This is a genomic window from Luminiphilus sp. nBUS_16 (assembly GCF_051201645.1).
Taxonomy (GTDB): Bacteria; Pseudomonadota; Gammaproteobacteria; order Pseudomonadales; family Halieaceae; genus Luminiphilus.
Map to the genome: position 1 here is coordinate 1,038,907 of NZ_CP179205.1, position 15,377 is coordinate 1,054,283.

Consider the following 15,377-nt stretch of genomic DNA (forward strand, 5'->3'; position numbering starts at 1 on the left):
ATAGAATAAAACCGAGATGACCCTTATGAAACTGAAGATAAATCAACTCATCGGCTTGTCTGGCTGTCTCACACTTTCCCTTGGAACGGCCGAGCCTGCCCTTGGGCAGCTCGAGGAGGTGATGGTAACTGCTCAAAAGCGTGAGCAAAATCTCCAGGATGTGCCCATTTCGATATCGGTGCTAACGGCTGAGGATCTGGATCAGCAATACATTACTGAAACTGTGTCGCTTGCGCAGGCGGTCCCGTCTCTCAACTTTCAGGCAGGTTTTGCGCCTTCATCCACCAACTTCAATATTCGCGGTGTTGCCTCCTACACCTTTGAAGGGGGTATTCAACCGAGCGTCGCCATGGTTGTCGATGGCGTGTCTCTGGCGAGGGCGGGTGAGTTCATATCTGAGCTGGCTGATGTAGAGCGTATCGAGGTGTTGCGGGGCCCGCAGGGCACCCTGTTCGGACGTAATACCACAGCAGGTGCAATTAACATTACTACCAGGCGGCCAAGTACAGAAATCGAGGGGTACTTAGAAGCCAGTTTTACCGACGACGACGAGCAGCTGTATCGAGCTAGATTGAGCGGGCCGCTGACGGAGACAGCCGCAGGATCACTGAATGTGTTCTACCGGGACAGGGAAGGCCATCTCAAAAACGTTTATCCGGGTGGTGACGACGGTGGTGGTATTGAGTCTTGGGGCGCCCGGGCGCAACTTGACCTGAATTTCTCTGACTCGGTGAATCTATTATTGTCCGGCGACTATCGCGACGCTGAGCACGGCTTATCTCCACAAGTCACCCTCGTTGCTGAACCTTCGCTTGATGGTATTCCCGCGCCAGGGTTGAATTTGCGGGAAATCCAGCAGGGTGATGGCGACCCGGGGCTTGGTCAACGCGTGATCGACGATATGTTCATGATCAATCTCAATGACAAGGATTTCGCCAAGCAAGAGCTTGATAGTTGGGGGCTGTCCGCCAACCTCACCTGGGAGATCGACGAATCGCTTAGATTTGTTTCAATATCCGCGTACAGAGAGTGGCATGAGGCGGTGAATCCCGACATAGATTCCGGGCCGGGTCAGCTCTCCAATGGCGGTTATGGCTTGCCGATCGCGTTAGCTCATACCAGCAATACGCCGTCCAGTAATATTCCTCTTTCTCGTCCATTTGATAATGAATATTTCACGCAGGAGTTCAGGTTAGAGCAAACTGGCCAGTCACTAGATTGGACTGTAGGTGTGTTTTACACAGCTTTTGAGGAGAACGTTAAAGAAGGTTTTGCATTGTATATCCCGTTTGATCCTGCCTTTGGAGAGGGATACACCACTTCCGTGCAAACAGATAACACCGATGAATTAACGGCATTCTCAGCATTTTTTGATGGTACCTACCATGTTTCGGATACGCTGGATATTTACGGCGGTTACCGTTGGACCCATGAAGAGGTCGACGTACGCTACGATAGTCCAACCTATGTGGTTCCAGATAGTGCAGGGGTCTCAGAGTTCGATCTAGACAACAATATTGTAAACTTTACGGTCCCTGTACCGCCCGCTTTGTATACCGTCGGTGAGGCGGATACCGACCACACAGACTGGTCTGCTAGATTGGGTGCATCGTGGCAGTACATGGATACTTCCAATTTGTATGCCACGGTAAGCCGAAGCTTTGTCGGTATCGGAGCGGACATTTCAAGAACGGGAAACCCAGACGCCGCTTTTCTTGAGCCCACAACGGCTGAGGCTGTTGAGTTTGGGATGAAGACCATGCTCTTGGATGATAGCTTACAGCTCAACGGGGCGGTTTTCTGGCAGGATGTGGAGGATCTGCAGACCTCAGCCTTGCTGCCTGGAACCATTCAGACTGTGAACCTTAACGCGGGTGACCTCGATATATTTGGTGTTGAGATCGACGCGATCTGGGCCTACTCAGACTACGGACGTATTTCCGCGGCAGTCACCTATCTCGATGCGGAAGTCAAAGATCTATTGCAGCCTTGCTGGCCCGGTCAAACCATAGAAACTGGTTGTAACATTGACTTGAACGGGGGCCCGGCCACCGATCCGGACGTGGCGGTGCAGACCGACATGGACGGCTCGGGTCCGCCTAACACGCCTGAGTTCGCATATAACATCGGCATCAGCCACATTTTTCCGTTGAATAATCTTTCTTTCGACATCCATGGCAGTGTGAACTACGTGTGGCAAGACGAAGTGAACTTTCCACTGAATGGTGACCCGCTTCTCGTACAGGATTCCTACGGGCTTCTGAATTTTTCGCTGAGCATGGTAGACAAAGAAGACCGCTATGAGGTGACGCTTTTTGGCAGAAATATCAACGACGAGGAGTTTTACAGCGATTCATCAGAATCCAGTGGATTTATTGCTAGGCAGTACGTTCGGGTAACGCGCGGAGCTCAGTCTTTCTACGGTGTTCGCTTGAAGTATAACTTTCGTTAATCTCAACAAGTTGTTGACATGCGCTTAGCCTCAAAGGTCATCGCCATTACGGGAGGTAGTTATGGCCTCGGGAAAGCACTGGCCAATGCCTGCTACAGCGAAGGCGCGCGGATTGCCATCATCGGGCGCAATTCCAGTAAGCTGGAGTTGGCGCGCAACGAGATCGGTGAAAGGGTCGCCAGTTTTCCATGTGATATTGGCGACCCTGCCGCGGTACGTCACACCTTTGAGGAAATTGATGCCCAAATGGGTGAGTTGGATGCCTTGGTAAACAACGCGGCGATATACCCGATATTCAAACTTGAAAACGCAAGTGATGAACAGCTTCGTTCGGTAATCAATACCAATCTTCTCGGGACAATGTACTGTTGTCGCGAGGCAATACCACTATTGAAGAAGTCGAGGGGTGATATTATCAATGTCTCGTCTGAGGCCGTGCGGTTCTATCCCCCCTTGTTGAGCGTATACACGGCTTCAAAATCCGCATTGGAGGCTTTCTCGCAGAGTTTGAGAGTGGAGCTGGCACCCTCAGGTGTTCGCGTATCAGCACTGCGAGTTGGTCACCTGCTTCGGGAGGATGCCTCTCCTCTGGATGACGAAACCTATGAACTGATGATGCAGACGTTTCAGGAAACGGGTTTCGTGGCTGCGACTGGAGAGGGTATGCAGCTCGATACGGTCACCTCCACTGCTATTCATCTCCTTACGCTTCCCGGGGACGCCACCATCGATTTACTGGAACTGCGGTCCCGACGTTGAGGGCAAGAGAGAGCAAGTAGGTGGACGACCACAAGTACACGGAATTTCGCGAAGGCTGGCCAACGCTGCTGGTCGCGCTTAGCGGGGTTATCAGCTCAGCGCACTTTCTTCCCTTGTACAGCTTCGGGCCAATGGCACCAGATCTTTCCAGGGCGCTGAACATACCTTTGGGGGAATTGCAGCGCTGCATCACCCTGAGCTTTGTCGGTATTGCTGTAGGATCTCAGTTAGCGGGCTGGCTAATGGATAGATTCTCGCTGCATAGCGTCACCCTGTGCTCTTTAGTGCTGTATGTCCTGACATACATTATGTTGGGCACGGTTTCACTCAGCCAGAATCTTCTATACGCCTTCTATTTTTTTCTGCCGATTGTGGGAAGCGGCACACTGCTGATCACCTGAACAAAGATCGTCTGCGACAAATTTGAGCGACAACGCGGTCTCGCGTTAGCTATTTTGCTGTCGGGTTCGGGCGTGGTAAGCACTGTCTCCCCACTACTGCTGGCGGGCTATGTCGGCACAGCAGAATGGCAGCAAGGGTTTTTCTTTCTGGGTATATTGCCGCTTGCAACCCTGCTGGTCTGCTTCTTTGCTATGGCTACAAGCAACTCAAGCTCGAACCAGCCGAGTTCTCTGTTAATTGACTCTGCGGAACCCGCAAATGACAGAGATCCTAAGCAGCTTACAGGATTAAGTTATCGAGAGACGCTACGTAACCGCCAGTTCTGGACGATCATTGTCGCATTGATCCTGGTTGTCTTCGTCGTGGTTGCAATGATAATTAATACGGTTCCGATGCTCGTCCAAAAAGGTCTATCGCAGTCAGACGCAACATTAGTATTCAGTGCGTTTGGTTTGGCACTGGTCGCGGGCAGGCTGGCCGGAGGCTTTTTCCTCGACAGATTCTGGGGCCCACTTGTCGCATTTTTCGCTCTGGTGCTGCCCTCAATCGGATGCCTGATATTCCTGCTGGGGCCACCGGACATCTCGCTCATGGTTATGGCGACGGTTTTGGTAAGTGTGGCAGCCGGTGCAGAATTCGACATTCTCGCCTATCTCGTGTCGAAATATTTTGGCCTTCGATCCTATGCCACCGTATTTGGAACGGTATCAGGCACTGTCGCTCTCGGCAGCGGTACGGCTCCGCTCCTCATTGGCCCCCTGATCGATGCCACAGGTAGCTACGATGGTTTGCTGCTTATCTGTATTGGAGTAGCGGCGCTCGGCGCTTCATTGTTTTTAACGCTTGGGCCATATCCAGATTTCGAAGTGGCGGTGACCCGAGAGTAAGACGTAACGAACGGTCAGTACTGAATCGAACCTCCTTATGTTGATGTCTGCCTATGGCCTAAGCACCGTCCTTGGCGCGGCTTAAGTTTGCGGTTCAGTCTGCCGCAGCCCCTTCACCGGCGAATAATTTCTGCACTTCTCCTGAGGTCATGCGCCCCGAGCGATCGGTGATTTTGGCGGAATTTCCCCCACCCGATTTTTCACGGGTGTCTATCCCCGCCTTTCTGGCCTTCTCACGCAGCGCACCCACCGTGCAGTTTTCGCGGCCCAGAAGGGCAATGGGATCAAAGTTGAAATTCTTGATAGCGTTGAGGTGGGTAACCTGATTTATTTCTTCGTCGCTGAGCCCCACGTTATCCAGTTGCCGAAAAGTGTTTTCCGGCGTCATAGGCCATGTGCTGTCTGAATGCGGATAATCACACTCGAAGAGTATGTTTTCGATCCCCACGAGATCGCGATTACGCAAGCCGCTCTCGTCTTCAATAAAGCAGGTGAGAAAATGCTCTCGAAACAGTTCTGTCGGCCTTTTGCCGCCAAAGTTAGACTTGGTCCAGGGGCCGTGATGGTCCAGCGTAAATTCAGCCCGTTCAAGGAAGTAGGGTACCCAGCCCACCCCACCTTCGGTGAGTGAGATTTTCAAGTTGTCATACTTCAGGAGGAATTCACCATAGAGCCAATCTGCCGCGCTGTTGGCAATGGACATGGGAAAGGCAGCAATCCAAGCATCGATAGGGGTGTCCGGTGAAGAATGCGGTGGCTGTGCGCCGGTGCCAATGTGGCAGTTTATGACCACGTCATTCTCGGCGCAGACCTCCCACAGTTTGTCCCAGTGTGCGTTGTGGACGCTGGGGAAGCCGTGGCAAGTTGGGTTATCCGGAAAGCTAATGGCCCTACAGCCCTTGGCGACTACCCGCTTGACCTCATTAACCATGAGTTCGCTATCCCAGATGGGCAGTAGGGCCAGAGGAATAATTCGCCCTGGATGGGTGCCGGCCCATTCATCGATGTGCCAGTCGTTGTAAGCCTCGATTACACGTTTTGCCGCATTCTTATTTTTGGACTGGTGGAACAGGTTGCCAGCAAAGGTTGGAAATGTGGGGAAGCAAATAGAGGAGAGGATGCCGTTGGCATTCATATCGCCGATGCGTTCATCAATCGAGTACACACCCTTGCGCATGTCTTCATAGCGTAGGGGTTCCATGCCGTACTCTTCTTTGGGCCGGCCGACCACCGCATTCAGTCCCATATTGCCGATTTTTTGACCTTCATATAGCCAAAAATTCTTGCCGTTTTCCGCTACCAGACGGGGTGCAATAGTCTCCAGCTCCTTCTGGGTCATGTGGTTGTCGAACATTTCCGGGGGTTCGACAACGTGGTCATCCACACTCATCAGTATCATGTCTTCAAGCTTCATGGTCTGCTCCTGTCGTTCTCTGGCAATGGCTGGCGTTAAATGGGCAAGGCAGACGTTACTTTACACAAGTGTATAAATAAAACCAACACAATGGATTCGCAACATGAGGGTTAACTTTTGGATAGGCAGGGTCGCTAACTAGGAGGCATGTGCGTGTTCGCCCAGTCTGCAAACCGCATCATACGGTTGTCTATCAAGGCACTCGCGAGAGCAATTTTGTGCGCACCTTCTGGGCCGAAGTAATGATTCTCCTCCCAGAACGCCATCATATGGCGAAATTCTTTGGCGCTAGGGAAAAAGCGATCGTATTCCTCGGCGGCAACTTGCTCGTAGTGAAGTTTGTGACCTTGGGTGTTCAGGATGTCGACGAGCTCTTGCCAGCATAAATAGTCGCTGGCGAGTGCCAGATACTGACCGTCGCCGACGTCCTCGGGCCGATTGAACGCGGCGGCTACAAGCGAGCCCAATTCATTAATGTCAGCACAAGGGAAGCGGCACTTGTCTTTATCGGCTGGATAGCGCCATAACGTGTGCCCTTCCGGGGTTTTTTTCGGCGCATGAATGGTAAGAAAATTCTGGAAGTAAAAGGGCGCTTCCACAAACGCGTGATGGCGGAATCCAGCTGCTTTCACTTCGTGATCAACTCGCGCTTTACTGCTGAAATGAGGCACCGTGTATTTGCCTCCTGATAGCGCGTGGTAGTCAGGCAGGGTTGACCAGATGAAATGCTGGATGTCGGCAGCTTTCGCTGCCCGCACAAGGTTTTTGCCCTGCTCAAATTCGCCCATTCGGGTCGCGCGATCCCAGAAGTTGGTCACTGCAAACAGGCCATATGAGCCCTGCAATGCCTCTGGCAGGGTGGTAGGGGTATTCAGATCCGCCTCAGCAATTTCACAGCCCAACTCTGCCAAGCGTAGTGCCGCCGGGCTTCGGGGGTTTCTGGTTAGCGCGCGTACCTGCCAGTCTTGCTGATCAATGAGTGCCCTGACAACGCCGCCCCCCTGAGCGCCCGTCGCACCCAGTACGGTGACAATTTTTTTCCCCATAAATATCCTGATAGCTCGATGGGTTGTTGTTAACCCTAAATCCGCGATCGGGCAGTTTGCATGGCGTTCATATCACCCTCACTGGCGGCTACGCCCATACAAATTTTATGGAACAGCCAGCGACCGTTCGGTTGGCGGTTCAACCAGCCCTCCCAGTGCATTTGCATATTGCAGTGGGTGCTGGCCGGCGCAGACAGGTGGTCTGTCTCGATGTTGTCTTGTGGATTAATGTAATGACAGGCGTACATTCGGGTCTCGATATGCGCCTTGTGCCCGTCAATGGTAATCAATTGATTGGTGTTCAGGTGAGCGGTTGCGTCGAACCCCGGCAGAAACTTAGCAGGCGCAAGTTCTATGTATTCCTGAGGCGACAAGGTGCAATCGATATCGAGCATTTCTGCCTGCAGATGGAAGGGGTCCGTTAATACCGAGGCAATCAGGCCCCAGTCACGAGTATCCAGACCTTTGGCGTATCGATAAAGCTGGTCTGAGATCAATGCCCTGTCGCTGAGGGTTTGAAGGGTGAGCTGTTGCATGATGGCTGCTCCTGTCTCGAGGGACGTCGACTTTCATGGCTGGCCTTGCCGACCAAGCCGTGTTGATGCGGGGGATACAGCGTATGGATTGCTGCAGGGAGTTCATGGATTACCAGCGTTCGAATTCATACTGTACCTAGAGCGTCATCGTCGCTTCTGCCTTCATGCAGACGTAGCCGTGATGGTCTACCGACCAAAGCAGCAAGTGGTTGCCACTGCGCCGGCCGCAGAGAGTAAAGGGATGGTTGTCGAACGTGGGCCGCACCGCGCGAAACTTGAACTTTTCAATTCGAGCCCCTGGGAAGTGTTCGTACACAAGGTCAAGCAGCAACGTGGCCAGCAGAGGGCCATGAACCACCAGTGCCGGGTACAGCTCTTCATTGACAGCGTATTCCCGGTCGTAGTGAATACGATGGGCGTTGTACGTGAGTGCGGAGTAGCGAAACAGCAGTACGGGGTCGGGTGTCATTTCCCGGAAGAATTCGGGTCCTTCTGTCGCCATCTCCCCGGGTGGTAACTCGCTTCTTTCCCGGGGCGCTTCCCGGTAAACCAGGTTCTGTTCTTCAGTAATGCAAAGGTCATGGCCCTGGCGTAATTCGTGCTTCAGGTTGACAAAAACCAGCGGCCCCGAGCGTCCATTCTTGGCCTCCACTGAGGTGATGCTCGAAGTTTTCTCGGTGGCCAACCCCAGTACCAATGGCTGCGCTATGTCAAGCGCGCCGGCTGCCCACATCCGACGCGGGAGGGGTACTGGTGGCAGGAATCCGCCTTTGCGAGGGTGGCCATCCTCGCCGGTGCTGTCCCGATGGGTGGGATCGAGAAAGTACAGCCAGTGCCAGGGGAGGGGCAGTTTGTCACCTGTGCCAGGAGACGCTGGGTGATTGATGGCCCCTGCCAGCGCCTGTGCGCCAAAGACTGGCAGGTCGCTGTGAAGCGTTATCGACCGGTCAATCCAGGACTTAAGTGTATTCAGTGTCGCGTCATCCACGTGATTATCCTTTGAGAAAATCCGGTGGCCGTTTCTCCTGCAGGGCTGTTAGGCCCTCCTCGAACTCGTCGCTGAGAAAGCAGTGGGTCTGGTGGCTTTCCTCGGCTTGCAGTGCCGATTCCATAGGTTGGGGCAACTGCCTCATTGCCTCCTTGAACTGCCGCATGGCTAGCCTGGGCAGCAGGGAGAATTCGCGCGCCTTGTCGACTGCGAGCTCCATAACTTTGTGGTCTTCGACGAGTTGTTCCACTAGATTGAGCTCCAGCAACTGCTCACCCTTGAGGGAAGCTCGGTCTAGCACTAGGCGCCGTGCTGTGCCCCACCCTGCCTTGCGCACCAGAGAGTGGGTTGAGCCCCAGTCAGGTACTAGGCCCAGGTTGAGGAACGGAAAGTTCATGCGGGCGGTTTCGCCAGCAATGATGTAGTCCGCAACCAAGGCCAGTCCGGCGCCCGCGCCAATAGCAAACTTCTCCATGGCTACGACAACGGGAATATCGGCGTTCCAAAGCAGTCGAACCAGTTTGTGGCCACTTTGCATGCGTGCACGGGCCTGCTCCTCGCTCATGCCGCGCATGCTGGCGAGGTCGCCTCCGGCACAAAAAATTCCGCCTGTGCCGCACAGCAGCAGTGCACGAACGGTGTCATCCGCTAGCGCCTCTGCAGTGGCCTCGATCAGCCCCAAGCGAGTCGTTTCATCAATAGCGTTTTTTGCCGCTGGCCGATTGATGGCGACCTGGGCAACATGCAGGTGGGGGCGGGTGACGATTACAGCTGGCTTTGTCATATCAGTGCCGGGCGGCCTCTCTAGTGATTAGGTTTTCCCCTAGTTGCGCGCGGCGACGCAGCCAATGGCTGGGTCGGTAGCGAGGGTCTCCTGTGACTCTCTGCAGTCCTTCCAGTACTTGCATCACCCTGTGCGGGCCAAGACGGTCCCCTAGGGCCAGGGGGCCAGCCGGATAGCCCAGGCCAATGCGAACAGCATCGTCAATGTCGTCTACCGAGGCAATACCCCGCTGGGCAATGTTGGTGCCGATGTTCACAATGGTGGCCAGCATACGCTGAACCACAAAACCGGGGCTGTCATTAATAACGGTATAGGGGGCGTTGTCCGCTCCCAGTATCGCGGCCGCATCATCCCGGGACTGGGTACGGGTAATGGGGCTCAACATCAGGGTGCGACGCATCTCCAGCGAAGGGAGAGGGTCTACGGCAACACAACGACTGGCATCCAGATTGAGGTCGGCACAGGCCTGTGAGACATCAATGCCCCAGGGTTGAATCAGAAGCAGACTGGCATCATCAGGAGATACCACTATTTGGGCGCCGGCTTGTTGGCTCAGCGTCGACAATTCGGCATGTTGGTCAGCTGCGGGGTCAATCCAGACGCGGCAATTTTGTGACATTGCCGGAGGGGGTTCGTTGGCATTTGCTAAGTCGAGTTTTTTGCCCTCCTGATACTGATACCACCCCTCGCCGGTTTTACGCCCAAACAGGCCGGCGGCAACTCTGGGAGGAATAATAGAGGATGGACGAAAGCGCGGTTCCTGCTGAAACTGGTCGTAGATCGACTGCATGACCTTGGATGATACGTCCAGCCCGGTCAGGTCCAGCAGTTCGAAGGGGCCCATGCGAAAGCCAGCTGCCTCGCGCATTAGCAGGTCGACCTGGTCGTGGCTGGCGGCCTGCTCCTCAAGTATTCGTAATCCCTCGGTGTACAAGCCGCGACCGGCGTGGTTAATGAGAAAGCCGGGCTGGTCCTGAACCAGCACTGCGCGGTGACCCGTCTTGTCTATGCAGGCTTTAAGTTTTTCTACAGTAATGTCTGCGGTTCTCACCGATGAAATAATCTCAGTCACCCGCATCACCGGTACCGGGTTGAAGAAATGCAGGCCGGCTATTCGCTCGGGGTGCGCACAGCCTGCAGCGATATCAGCAATGAGCAGGGATGAAGTGTTGCTGGCAATGATGGCAGCGGACGAAACGACTGTTTCCAGTTCGGCAAAAAGGCCCCGCTTGATCTCGAGGTCTTCGAGCACCGCCTCGACCACGATGTCGCAGTCTGCGATATCGACCAATTGGGTGCAGGGAACGAGTTGGGATTTTGCCTTGTCCGCTTCTTCTCGACTGATTCGGCCCTTGTCGACCTTGCTATCAAACATGTCTGCCACAAAGGCGTGAGCAGCGGCGACAGCAGCCTCGGAGTTATCGTAAAACTTTACTCGATGTCCCGACTGAGCAAACAGCTGCACGATGCCGCGCCCCATGGCTCCGGCGCCGATGACGGCGATAGTTGCTTGTGCTTCAGCTGTCATTGTTCCTGCCTAACTCAGTTTCCAGTGAATTTCGGTTTACGCTTTTTCAGGAATGCGGTCATGCCTTCGGTCTGGTCGGTGGTATCAAACAATTTCTGGAACTCGTTTTGCTCAAGTTGCAGAGCCTCTGGCAGAGGTAGGTCACTGCCCTGTCTGAGGACGCGCTTGATCGCATGCATGGCCCTCGGTGGCATGAACGTGACCTTGCGTGCCAGTTCCAGTGCTCTGTTCAAGGCTTGCCCCTCTTCAGCCAATTCGCTCACCAGCCCTAACTGGTAGGCGCGCTCACCTGTGAGCGCCTCGCCGCACATAAGCATTAAGCTGGCCACGGGTTTGCCCACTGACCGTGCCAGTCTCTGAGTTCCACCGGCACCGGGCATTATGCCGACCTTGGCCTCTGGCTGGCCGATCCGGGCGCTGGTGTCGGCAACGACAATATCGCACATTTGCATCAATTCGGAGCCAGCGCCCAGGCAGTAACCATTGACGGCGGCGATCACTGGCTTCTCGCAAGAGGCAACAGGGTGCCAGTAGCTTGGGAGGTTAAGTTCTGCCACTTCCTGCGAGCTCTTATCAACCAGTAGCCTCAGATCGGCACCGGCTGCAAATACCTTTTCGCCGCCGGTTACCACGATGACGCGTATAGCCGGATCTCCCGAGAGCGCAAGGAATGCGGTAGCAATAGCCTGTCGCATTTCTAGGTTTAGGGCATTGAGTTGTTGGGCCCTGTTCAGCCTCACTAGGCCAACGCCTTGGTCCCGTTCTACTTGGACCGGGGTGTTGCTGTTATTTTCTGTTTGCATATTTACCTGTCTCGAGATTGAGTTACATCGTCTCGATAATCATGCTGGGAGCTAGGCCGCCGGCGGCACACAGGGTGACCAAGCCGCGCTTCAGTTCCCGCCGCTCCAGTTCATCGAGCAGCGTACCTAGCAACATTGCGCCCGTGGCACCAATGGGATGCCCTAGGGCAATGGCCCCACCATTTACGTTGAGCTGGTCGTGATCTACGCCCATCAGTTTCATAAAGCGTAGCGGCACGACCGCGAAAGCTTCGTTGACTTCGAATAGATCAATATCATCGACGGTCATTTCTGCACGGGTAAGTGCTCTCCGGGCCGATGCTACGGGTTCGTTCAGATTATATTCGGGACTTCCCGCCACAGAGGCGCTGGCTAAAATTCTCGCTCGAGGCTTGAGTTTGTTTGCTCGAGCATATTCAGGTGAAGCCAGTACTACAGCCGCAGCGCCGTCGACGATACCTGATGAGTTCCCTGCGTGATGCACGTGGTCAATCTTTAAGTCAGGCCAGGACATGCGTGCGATCTCGCCAAAGGTGTGGCTGTCATCCATGGGGTGGTTCATGAAATCGGAAAATACCGCCTGCAACTTCGACAGCGTCTCAACGGTGGTTCCCCGTCTGGGGTATTCGTCATGGGCCAGGGCGAGTGAGCCATCATCATTTTTGATAGAAACGATGCTCTTCTCGAAATAACCCTTGTCGATAGCCCGCAAAGCCCGCTGTTGGCTATCGGCGGCAAAGGCGTCCACATCGCTGCGGCTGAAACCTTCCTCGGTGGCGATGATATCCGCGGAGATGCCGACGCTGGTGATGGGGTGTTTGTACCGCAGGTGCAGGTTGTGCTGATCGGTAGCCATATTGGGCTTGTCGGGTAGAGACATCATCTCAACGCCACCGGTTATCACCAGATCATGCATGCCCGTACTAATGCAATTGGCACCGAATAACGTCGCCATAAGGCTGGAGCCACAAAAGTGATCTACCGTTGTACCGCTACTGCGCATCCAGCCTGCGTCCAGCGCCGCCATCCGGGCGATGTCACCGCGCTGAGTGCCCGCTGGGTTACCACAGCCCATAATGACGTGTTCAATATCATCCGTGAGCAGCTGGTTGCGTTCGGCGATAGCGGTCAGTATCTGGGAGAGCAGGCGCTGAGGGTGCACCTGCGCCAGGCTGCCCTTGTCGGGGCGACCCAGTCCGCGAGGGCTGCGGGCGGCATCAATAATCCATACTTCTTGCATCGGGTGTCCACACGGGTCGGGCTGCTGGTTTTAGCGAGAGGCGACGGTTTGTTGTCTCTGCTGATAGCGTCTTGTTGAAACTTTACAGTGGTGATAAGCTAAATACAATCTCCAGATTTGGCAGCAGCAACGATGGGCCGTGGTATTCAGTAGTGAATTTTGATTTCTCAGATGAGCAGAAAGCGCTGCAGATCGAAGTGCAACGTTTTCTATCTGATCGTAGCGGGCTGTCAGTGGCTAGAGCGGTGCTTAACGACAGCAGCATGTCTCATTCCGAAGCTGTTTGGCAGCAAATGCTCGACTTGGGGTGGGCAGGCATAGCGATTCCGGAACTGTATGGTGGTGTTGGCCTAGGTTACCTGGAGCTTTGCACTATGGCCCATGAGTTGGGGCGATCACTGGCGCCAGTACCGTTCTCGTCCACGGTTTATCAGTTCAGTGAGGCCGTACTCCGAGGGGGTGACGAGGCGCAGCGACAGGCTGTATTGGCAGGAGTCGCTGCTGGAGCCACTGTTGGCACGCTTGCCTTCGCTGAGGGTTTGGGCTTCCCCGTCCCCGGTCGCATTAAACTGCGTTTCGAGGAGGGTAGGCTACACGGAGAAAAGTGGCCGGTGCCGGATGCGATGATTGCCGATGCCGCGGTAGTATTGGCCGTTAATGAGCGCAATGAGCCCTGTCTGTGTCTCGTCGACCTCGCGCAGGATGGCGTGCAGCGTCGATCGCTGGACTCCATCGACCCCACTAGAAAACAGGGGGCCCTCGTCTTTGAAGGCGCCGAGTCTCAGCCCCTAGGCGAGGCGGGCGACGGTGCTTGGGCAGTGTTCAGGGCCGTGCTCGACGCTGCCGCGGTACTGTTTGCTTTTGAGCAGGTAGGGGGCGCTGAAGCCTGCCTCCAGAGCGCCATTGATTTTGCGACTGAGCGGCATGCTTTTGGCAGACCCATTGCGTCCTTCCAAGCCATCAAACACAAGCTGGCAGATGTGTATGTCGGTAATCAGCTGGCACTCAGCAATGCTTATTTCGGCGCCTGGGCCTTGGCTTCCGGCTCCGATGAGTTGCCCCTTGCAGCGGCTGTCGCTCGGGTAAGTGCGACCGAAGCCTATGAACACGCCGCGGCAGAAAATGTCCAGGTACACGGTGGTATGGGCTTTACCTGGGAGGCAGATTGCCACCTCTTTTTACGCCGTTCCCGTTCTCTGGCGCTGTTAATAGGCGATCTTGGAATGTGGAAGAAGCAAATTACCGCTGAATTTGAACGCAAGGTGGCCTGACACCCTATCGCGGTGCAGGCGACTTTGCTGGAGAAACTATGGATTTTGAAGATACCCGCGAGGAAGCTGAATTTCGTGCAGAAGTGCGAGGCTGGTTGGCTGAGCAGGCCGTAGAGTACGACCTGTCGCAGCACGGTGATTTGACCATGGATCAGCAGCTGGCGCTCGGCAGGGCTTTTCAAGCCCGAAAAGCTAATAAGGGTTATGCAAAAGTCACCTGGCCTAGAGAGTTGGGTGGCATGGGTGGTACCCCCATGCAGGCGGTGATCTACGATCAGGAGGAAGGACAGTACGATTTTCCCACCGTCTTTTTTGGTATCAGCGTGGGCATGCCGATTCCCGTAATGCGCCGGTTTGCATCAGAGGAGCAGCAGCAGCGTTATCTGATACCCGCTCTGCGAGGCGAGGAAATCTGGTGCCAGCTTTTTTCTGAACCGGCGGCCGGCTCCGACCTAGGAGGCATTCGACTTCGTGCCCTTCGTGACGGCGACGACTGGGTGCTCAATGGTCAGAAAATTTGGACATCTTGGGCCCACATCTCCGATTACGGGGTCATCATTACGCGCACTGACCCGTCTGTGCCCAAGCATCGGGGCATGACCTACTTTTTTGTCGATATGAAGGCGCCTGGTGTGGAAGTAAGGCCAATCCAGCAGGCAGCTGGCGGGGGTGAATTCTGCGAGGTTTTCTTCACCGATGTTCGCATTCCCGATGCCTCCCGCCTGGGCGAAATCAACGGCGGCTGGCAGGTGGCCATTGCAACCTTGATGGAGGAGCGCTTTGCGGTGACCGAAGCCTCCGGGGGCGGTGCTTCCCTCGAAGATACAGTGCGGTTCCTGCGGCGGGAATTCGATGATGGGGAATCTGGCCTCGATGACCCTCGAGTGCGCGATAAGATTGCCGATTGGTATGTTGCGGAGTCCGGCATCAATAATTTCTACGCGCGGCTCCTGACTGGACTGTCCCAAGGGCAGTTGCCCGGCCCCGAAGCCGCATTGAGTAAACTGGTGATCGCACGAAAGTTACAGACACAGTCAGCTTGCATCATGGATGCTTGTGGGCCCGCAGGTGCGATCTATCCCGATCACCCGATCTCGCGGACCACCGATAGTCGCATGGCTTGGCTGGAAGCCGCGGGATATCGCATTGCCGGCGGCACTGATGAAATTTTGCGCAATACCATTGCCGAGCGCGTTCTGGGGCTGCCGGGCGATATTCGGGTGGACAAAAACATACCCTTCGAAGAGTTGGGCTAAGCCCTTTGAGC

Annotated in this window: 14 protein-coding genes; 6 read left to right on the forward strand and 8 right to left on the reverse strand. The window is 54.9% G+C overall.

Translation table 11 applies throughout. The features are described 5' to 3' along the window. Positions 1 to 25 precede the first annotated feature (25 nt). The 4 genes from ACMAY6_RS04700 to ACMAY6_RS04715 are packed head-to-tail and all read left to right on the forward strand — an operon-like array spanning position 26 to position 4,500. Positions 26 to 2,452: a TonB-dependent receptor gene (locus ACMAY6_RS04700; RefSeq protein ID WP_435214875.1), complete on the forward strand. Its 2,427-nt coding sequence runs from the start codon at positions 26 to 28 to the stop codon at positions 2,450 to 2,452. Positions 2,453 to 2,470: 18 nt separating this feature from the next. Next, the gene (locus ACMAY6_RS04705; RefSeq protein WP_435214876.1) at positions 2,471 to 3,211 is read left to right on the forward strand and encodes an SDR family oxidoreductase; all 741 of its coding nucleotides are present in this window, start codon (positions 2,471 to 2,473) and stop codon (positions 3,209 to 3,211) included. 20 nt (positions 3,212 to 3,231) lie between these two features. Next, the gene (locus tag ACMAY6_RS04710; RefSeq protein WP_435214878.1) at positions 3,232 to 3,612 is read left to right on the forward strand and encodes a hypothetical protein; all 381 of its coding nucleotides are present in this window, start codon (positions 3,232 to 3,234) and stop codon (positions 3,610 to 3,612) included. A 6-nt stretch (positions 3,613 to 3,618) separates the two neighbouring features. Beyond that, the gene (locus ACMAY6_RS04715) at positions 3,619 to 4,500 is read left to right on the forward strand and encodes an MFS transporter (RefSeq protein WP_435215950.1); all 882 of its coding nucleotides are present in this window, start codon (positions 3,619 to 3,621) and stop codon (positions 4,498 to 4,500) included. Between the two features lie 94 nt (positions 4,501 to 4,594). On the opposite strand, the gene ACMAY6_RS04720 is transcribed toward ACMAY6_RS04715, so the two are convergent. The 8 genes from ACMAY6_RS04720 to ACMAY6_RS04755 all read right to left on the reverse strand — a co-directional run bounded on the left by ACMAY6_RS04720 (position 4,595) and on the right by ACMAY6_RS04755 (position 12,839). Then, positions 4,595 to 5,914, reverse strand: a complete 1,320-nt coding sequence (locus tag ACMAY6_RS04720) for an amidohydrolase family protein (protein WP_435214879.1) — start codon at positions 5,912 to 5,914, stop codon at positions 4,595 to 4,597. Between the two features lie 134 nt (positions 5,915 to 6,048). After that, positions 6,049 to 6,960 (reverse strand): NmrA/HSCARG family protein, encoded by a 912-nt coding sequence (locus ACMAY6_RS04725; RefSeq protein ID WP_435214881.1) that lies wholly within the window; start codon positions 6,958 to 6,960, stop codon positions 6,049 to 6,051. Between the two features lie 35 nt (positions 6,961 to 6,995). Beyond that, positions 6,996 to 7,496 carry a nuclear transport factor 2 family protein gene (locus ACMAY6_RS04730; protein WP_435214883.1) on the reverse strand — a complete coding sequence of 167 codons (501 nt, stop codon included), beginning with the start codon at positions 7,494 to 7,496 and terminating at the stop codon, positions 6,996 to 6,998. A 136-nt stretch (positions 7,497 to 7,632) separates the two neighbouring features. Beyond that, on the reverse strand, positions 7,633 to 8,484 hold the full coding sequence (locus ACMAY6_RS04735; RefSeq protein ID WP_435214885.1) for an acyl-CoA dehydrogenase: 852 nt from the start codon (positions 8,482 to 8,484) through the stop codon (positions 7,633 to 7,635). Between the two features lie 4 nt (positions 8,485 to 8,488). After that, on the reverse strand, positions 8,489 to 9,268 hold the full coding sequence (locus tag ACMAY6_RS04740; RefSeq protein ID WP_435214887.1) for an enoyl-CoA hydratase/isomerase family protein: 780 nt from the start codon (positions 9,266 to 9,268) through the stop codon (positions 8,489 to 8,491). A 1-nt stretch (position 9,269) separates the two neighbouring features. Beyond that, a complete protein-coding gene (locus tag ACMAY6_RS04745; protein WP_435214889.1) occupies positions 9,270 to 10,796 on the reverse strand; it encodes a 3-hydroxyacyl-CoA dehydrogenase in 1,527 nt (508 codons plus the stop codon). 14 nt (positions 10,797 to 10,810) lie between these two features. Further along, a complete protein-coding gene (locus ACMAY6_RS04750) occupies positions 10,811 to 11,599 on the reverse strand; it encodes an enoyl-CoA hydratase-related protein (protein WP_435214891.1) in 789 nt (262 codons plus the stop codon). Between the two features lie 22 nt (positions 11,600 to 11,621). Further along, entirely contained in the window at positions 11,622 to 12,839 is a 1,218-nt protein-coding gene (locus tag ACMAY6_RS04755) for an acetyl-CoA C-acyltransferase (RefSeq protein ID WP_435214893.1), read from the reverse strand. A gap of 152 nt (positions 12,840 to 12,991) precedes the next feature. Between ACMAY6_RS04755 and ACMAY6_RS04760 the strand changes: the two genes are divergently transcribed. Together ACMAY6_RS04760 and ACMAY6_RS04765 are read left to right on the forward strand one after the other, a co-directional pair. Further along, positions 12,992 to 14,110 carry an acyl-CoA dehydrogenase family protein gene (locus ACMAY6_RS04760; RefSeq protein ID WP_435214895.1) on the forward strand — a complete coding sequence of 373 codons (1,119 nt, stop codon included), beginning with the start codon at positions 12,992 to 12,994 and terminating at the stop codon, positions 14,108 to 14,110. Positions 14,111 to 14,148: 38 nt separating this feature from the next. After that, entirely contained in the window at positions 14,149 to 15,366 is a 1,218-nt protein-coding gene (locus ACMAY6_RS04765; RefSeq protein ID WP_435214897.1) for an acyl-CoA dehydrogenase family protein, read from the forward strand. Positions 15,367 to 15,377 lie beyond the last annotated feature (11 nt).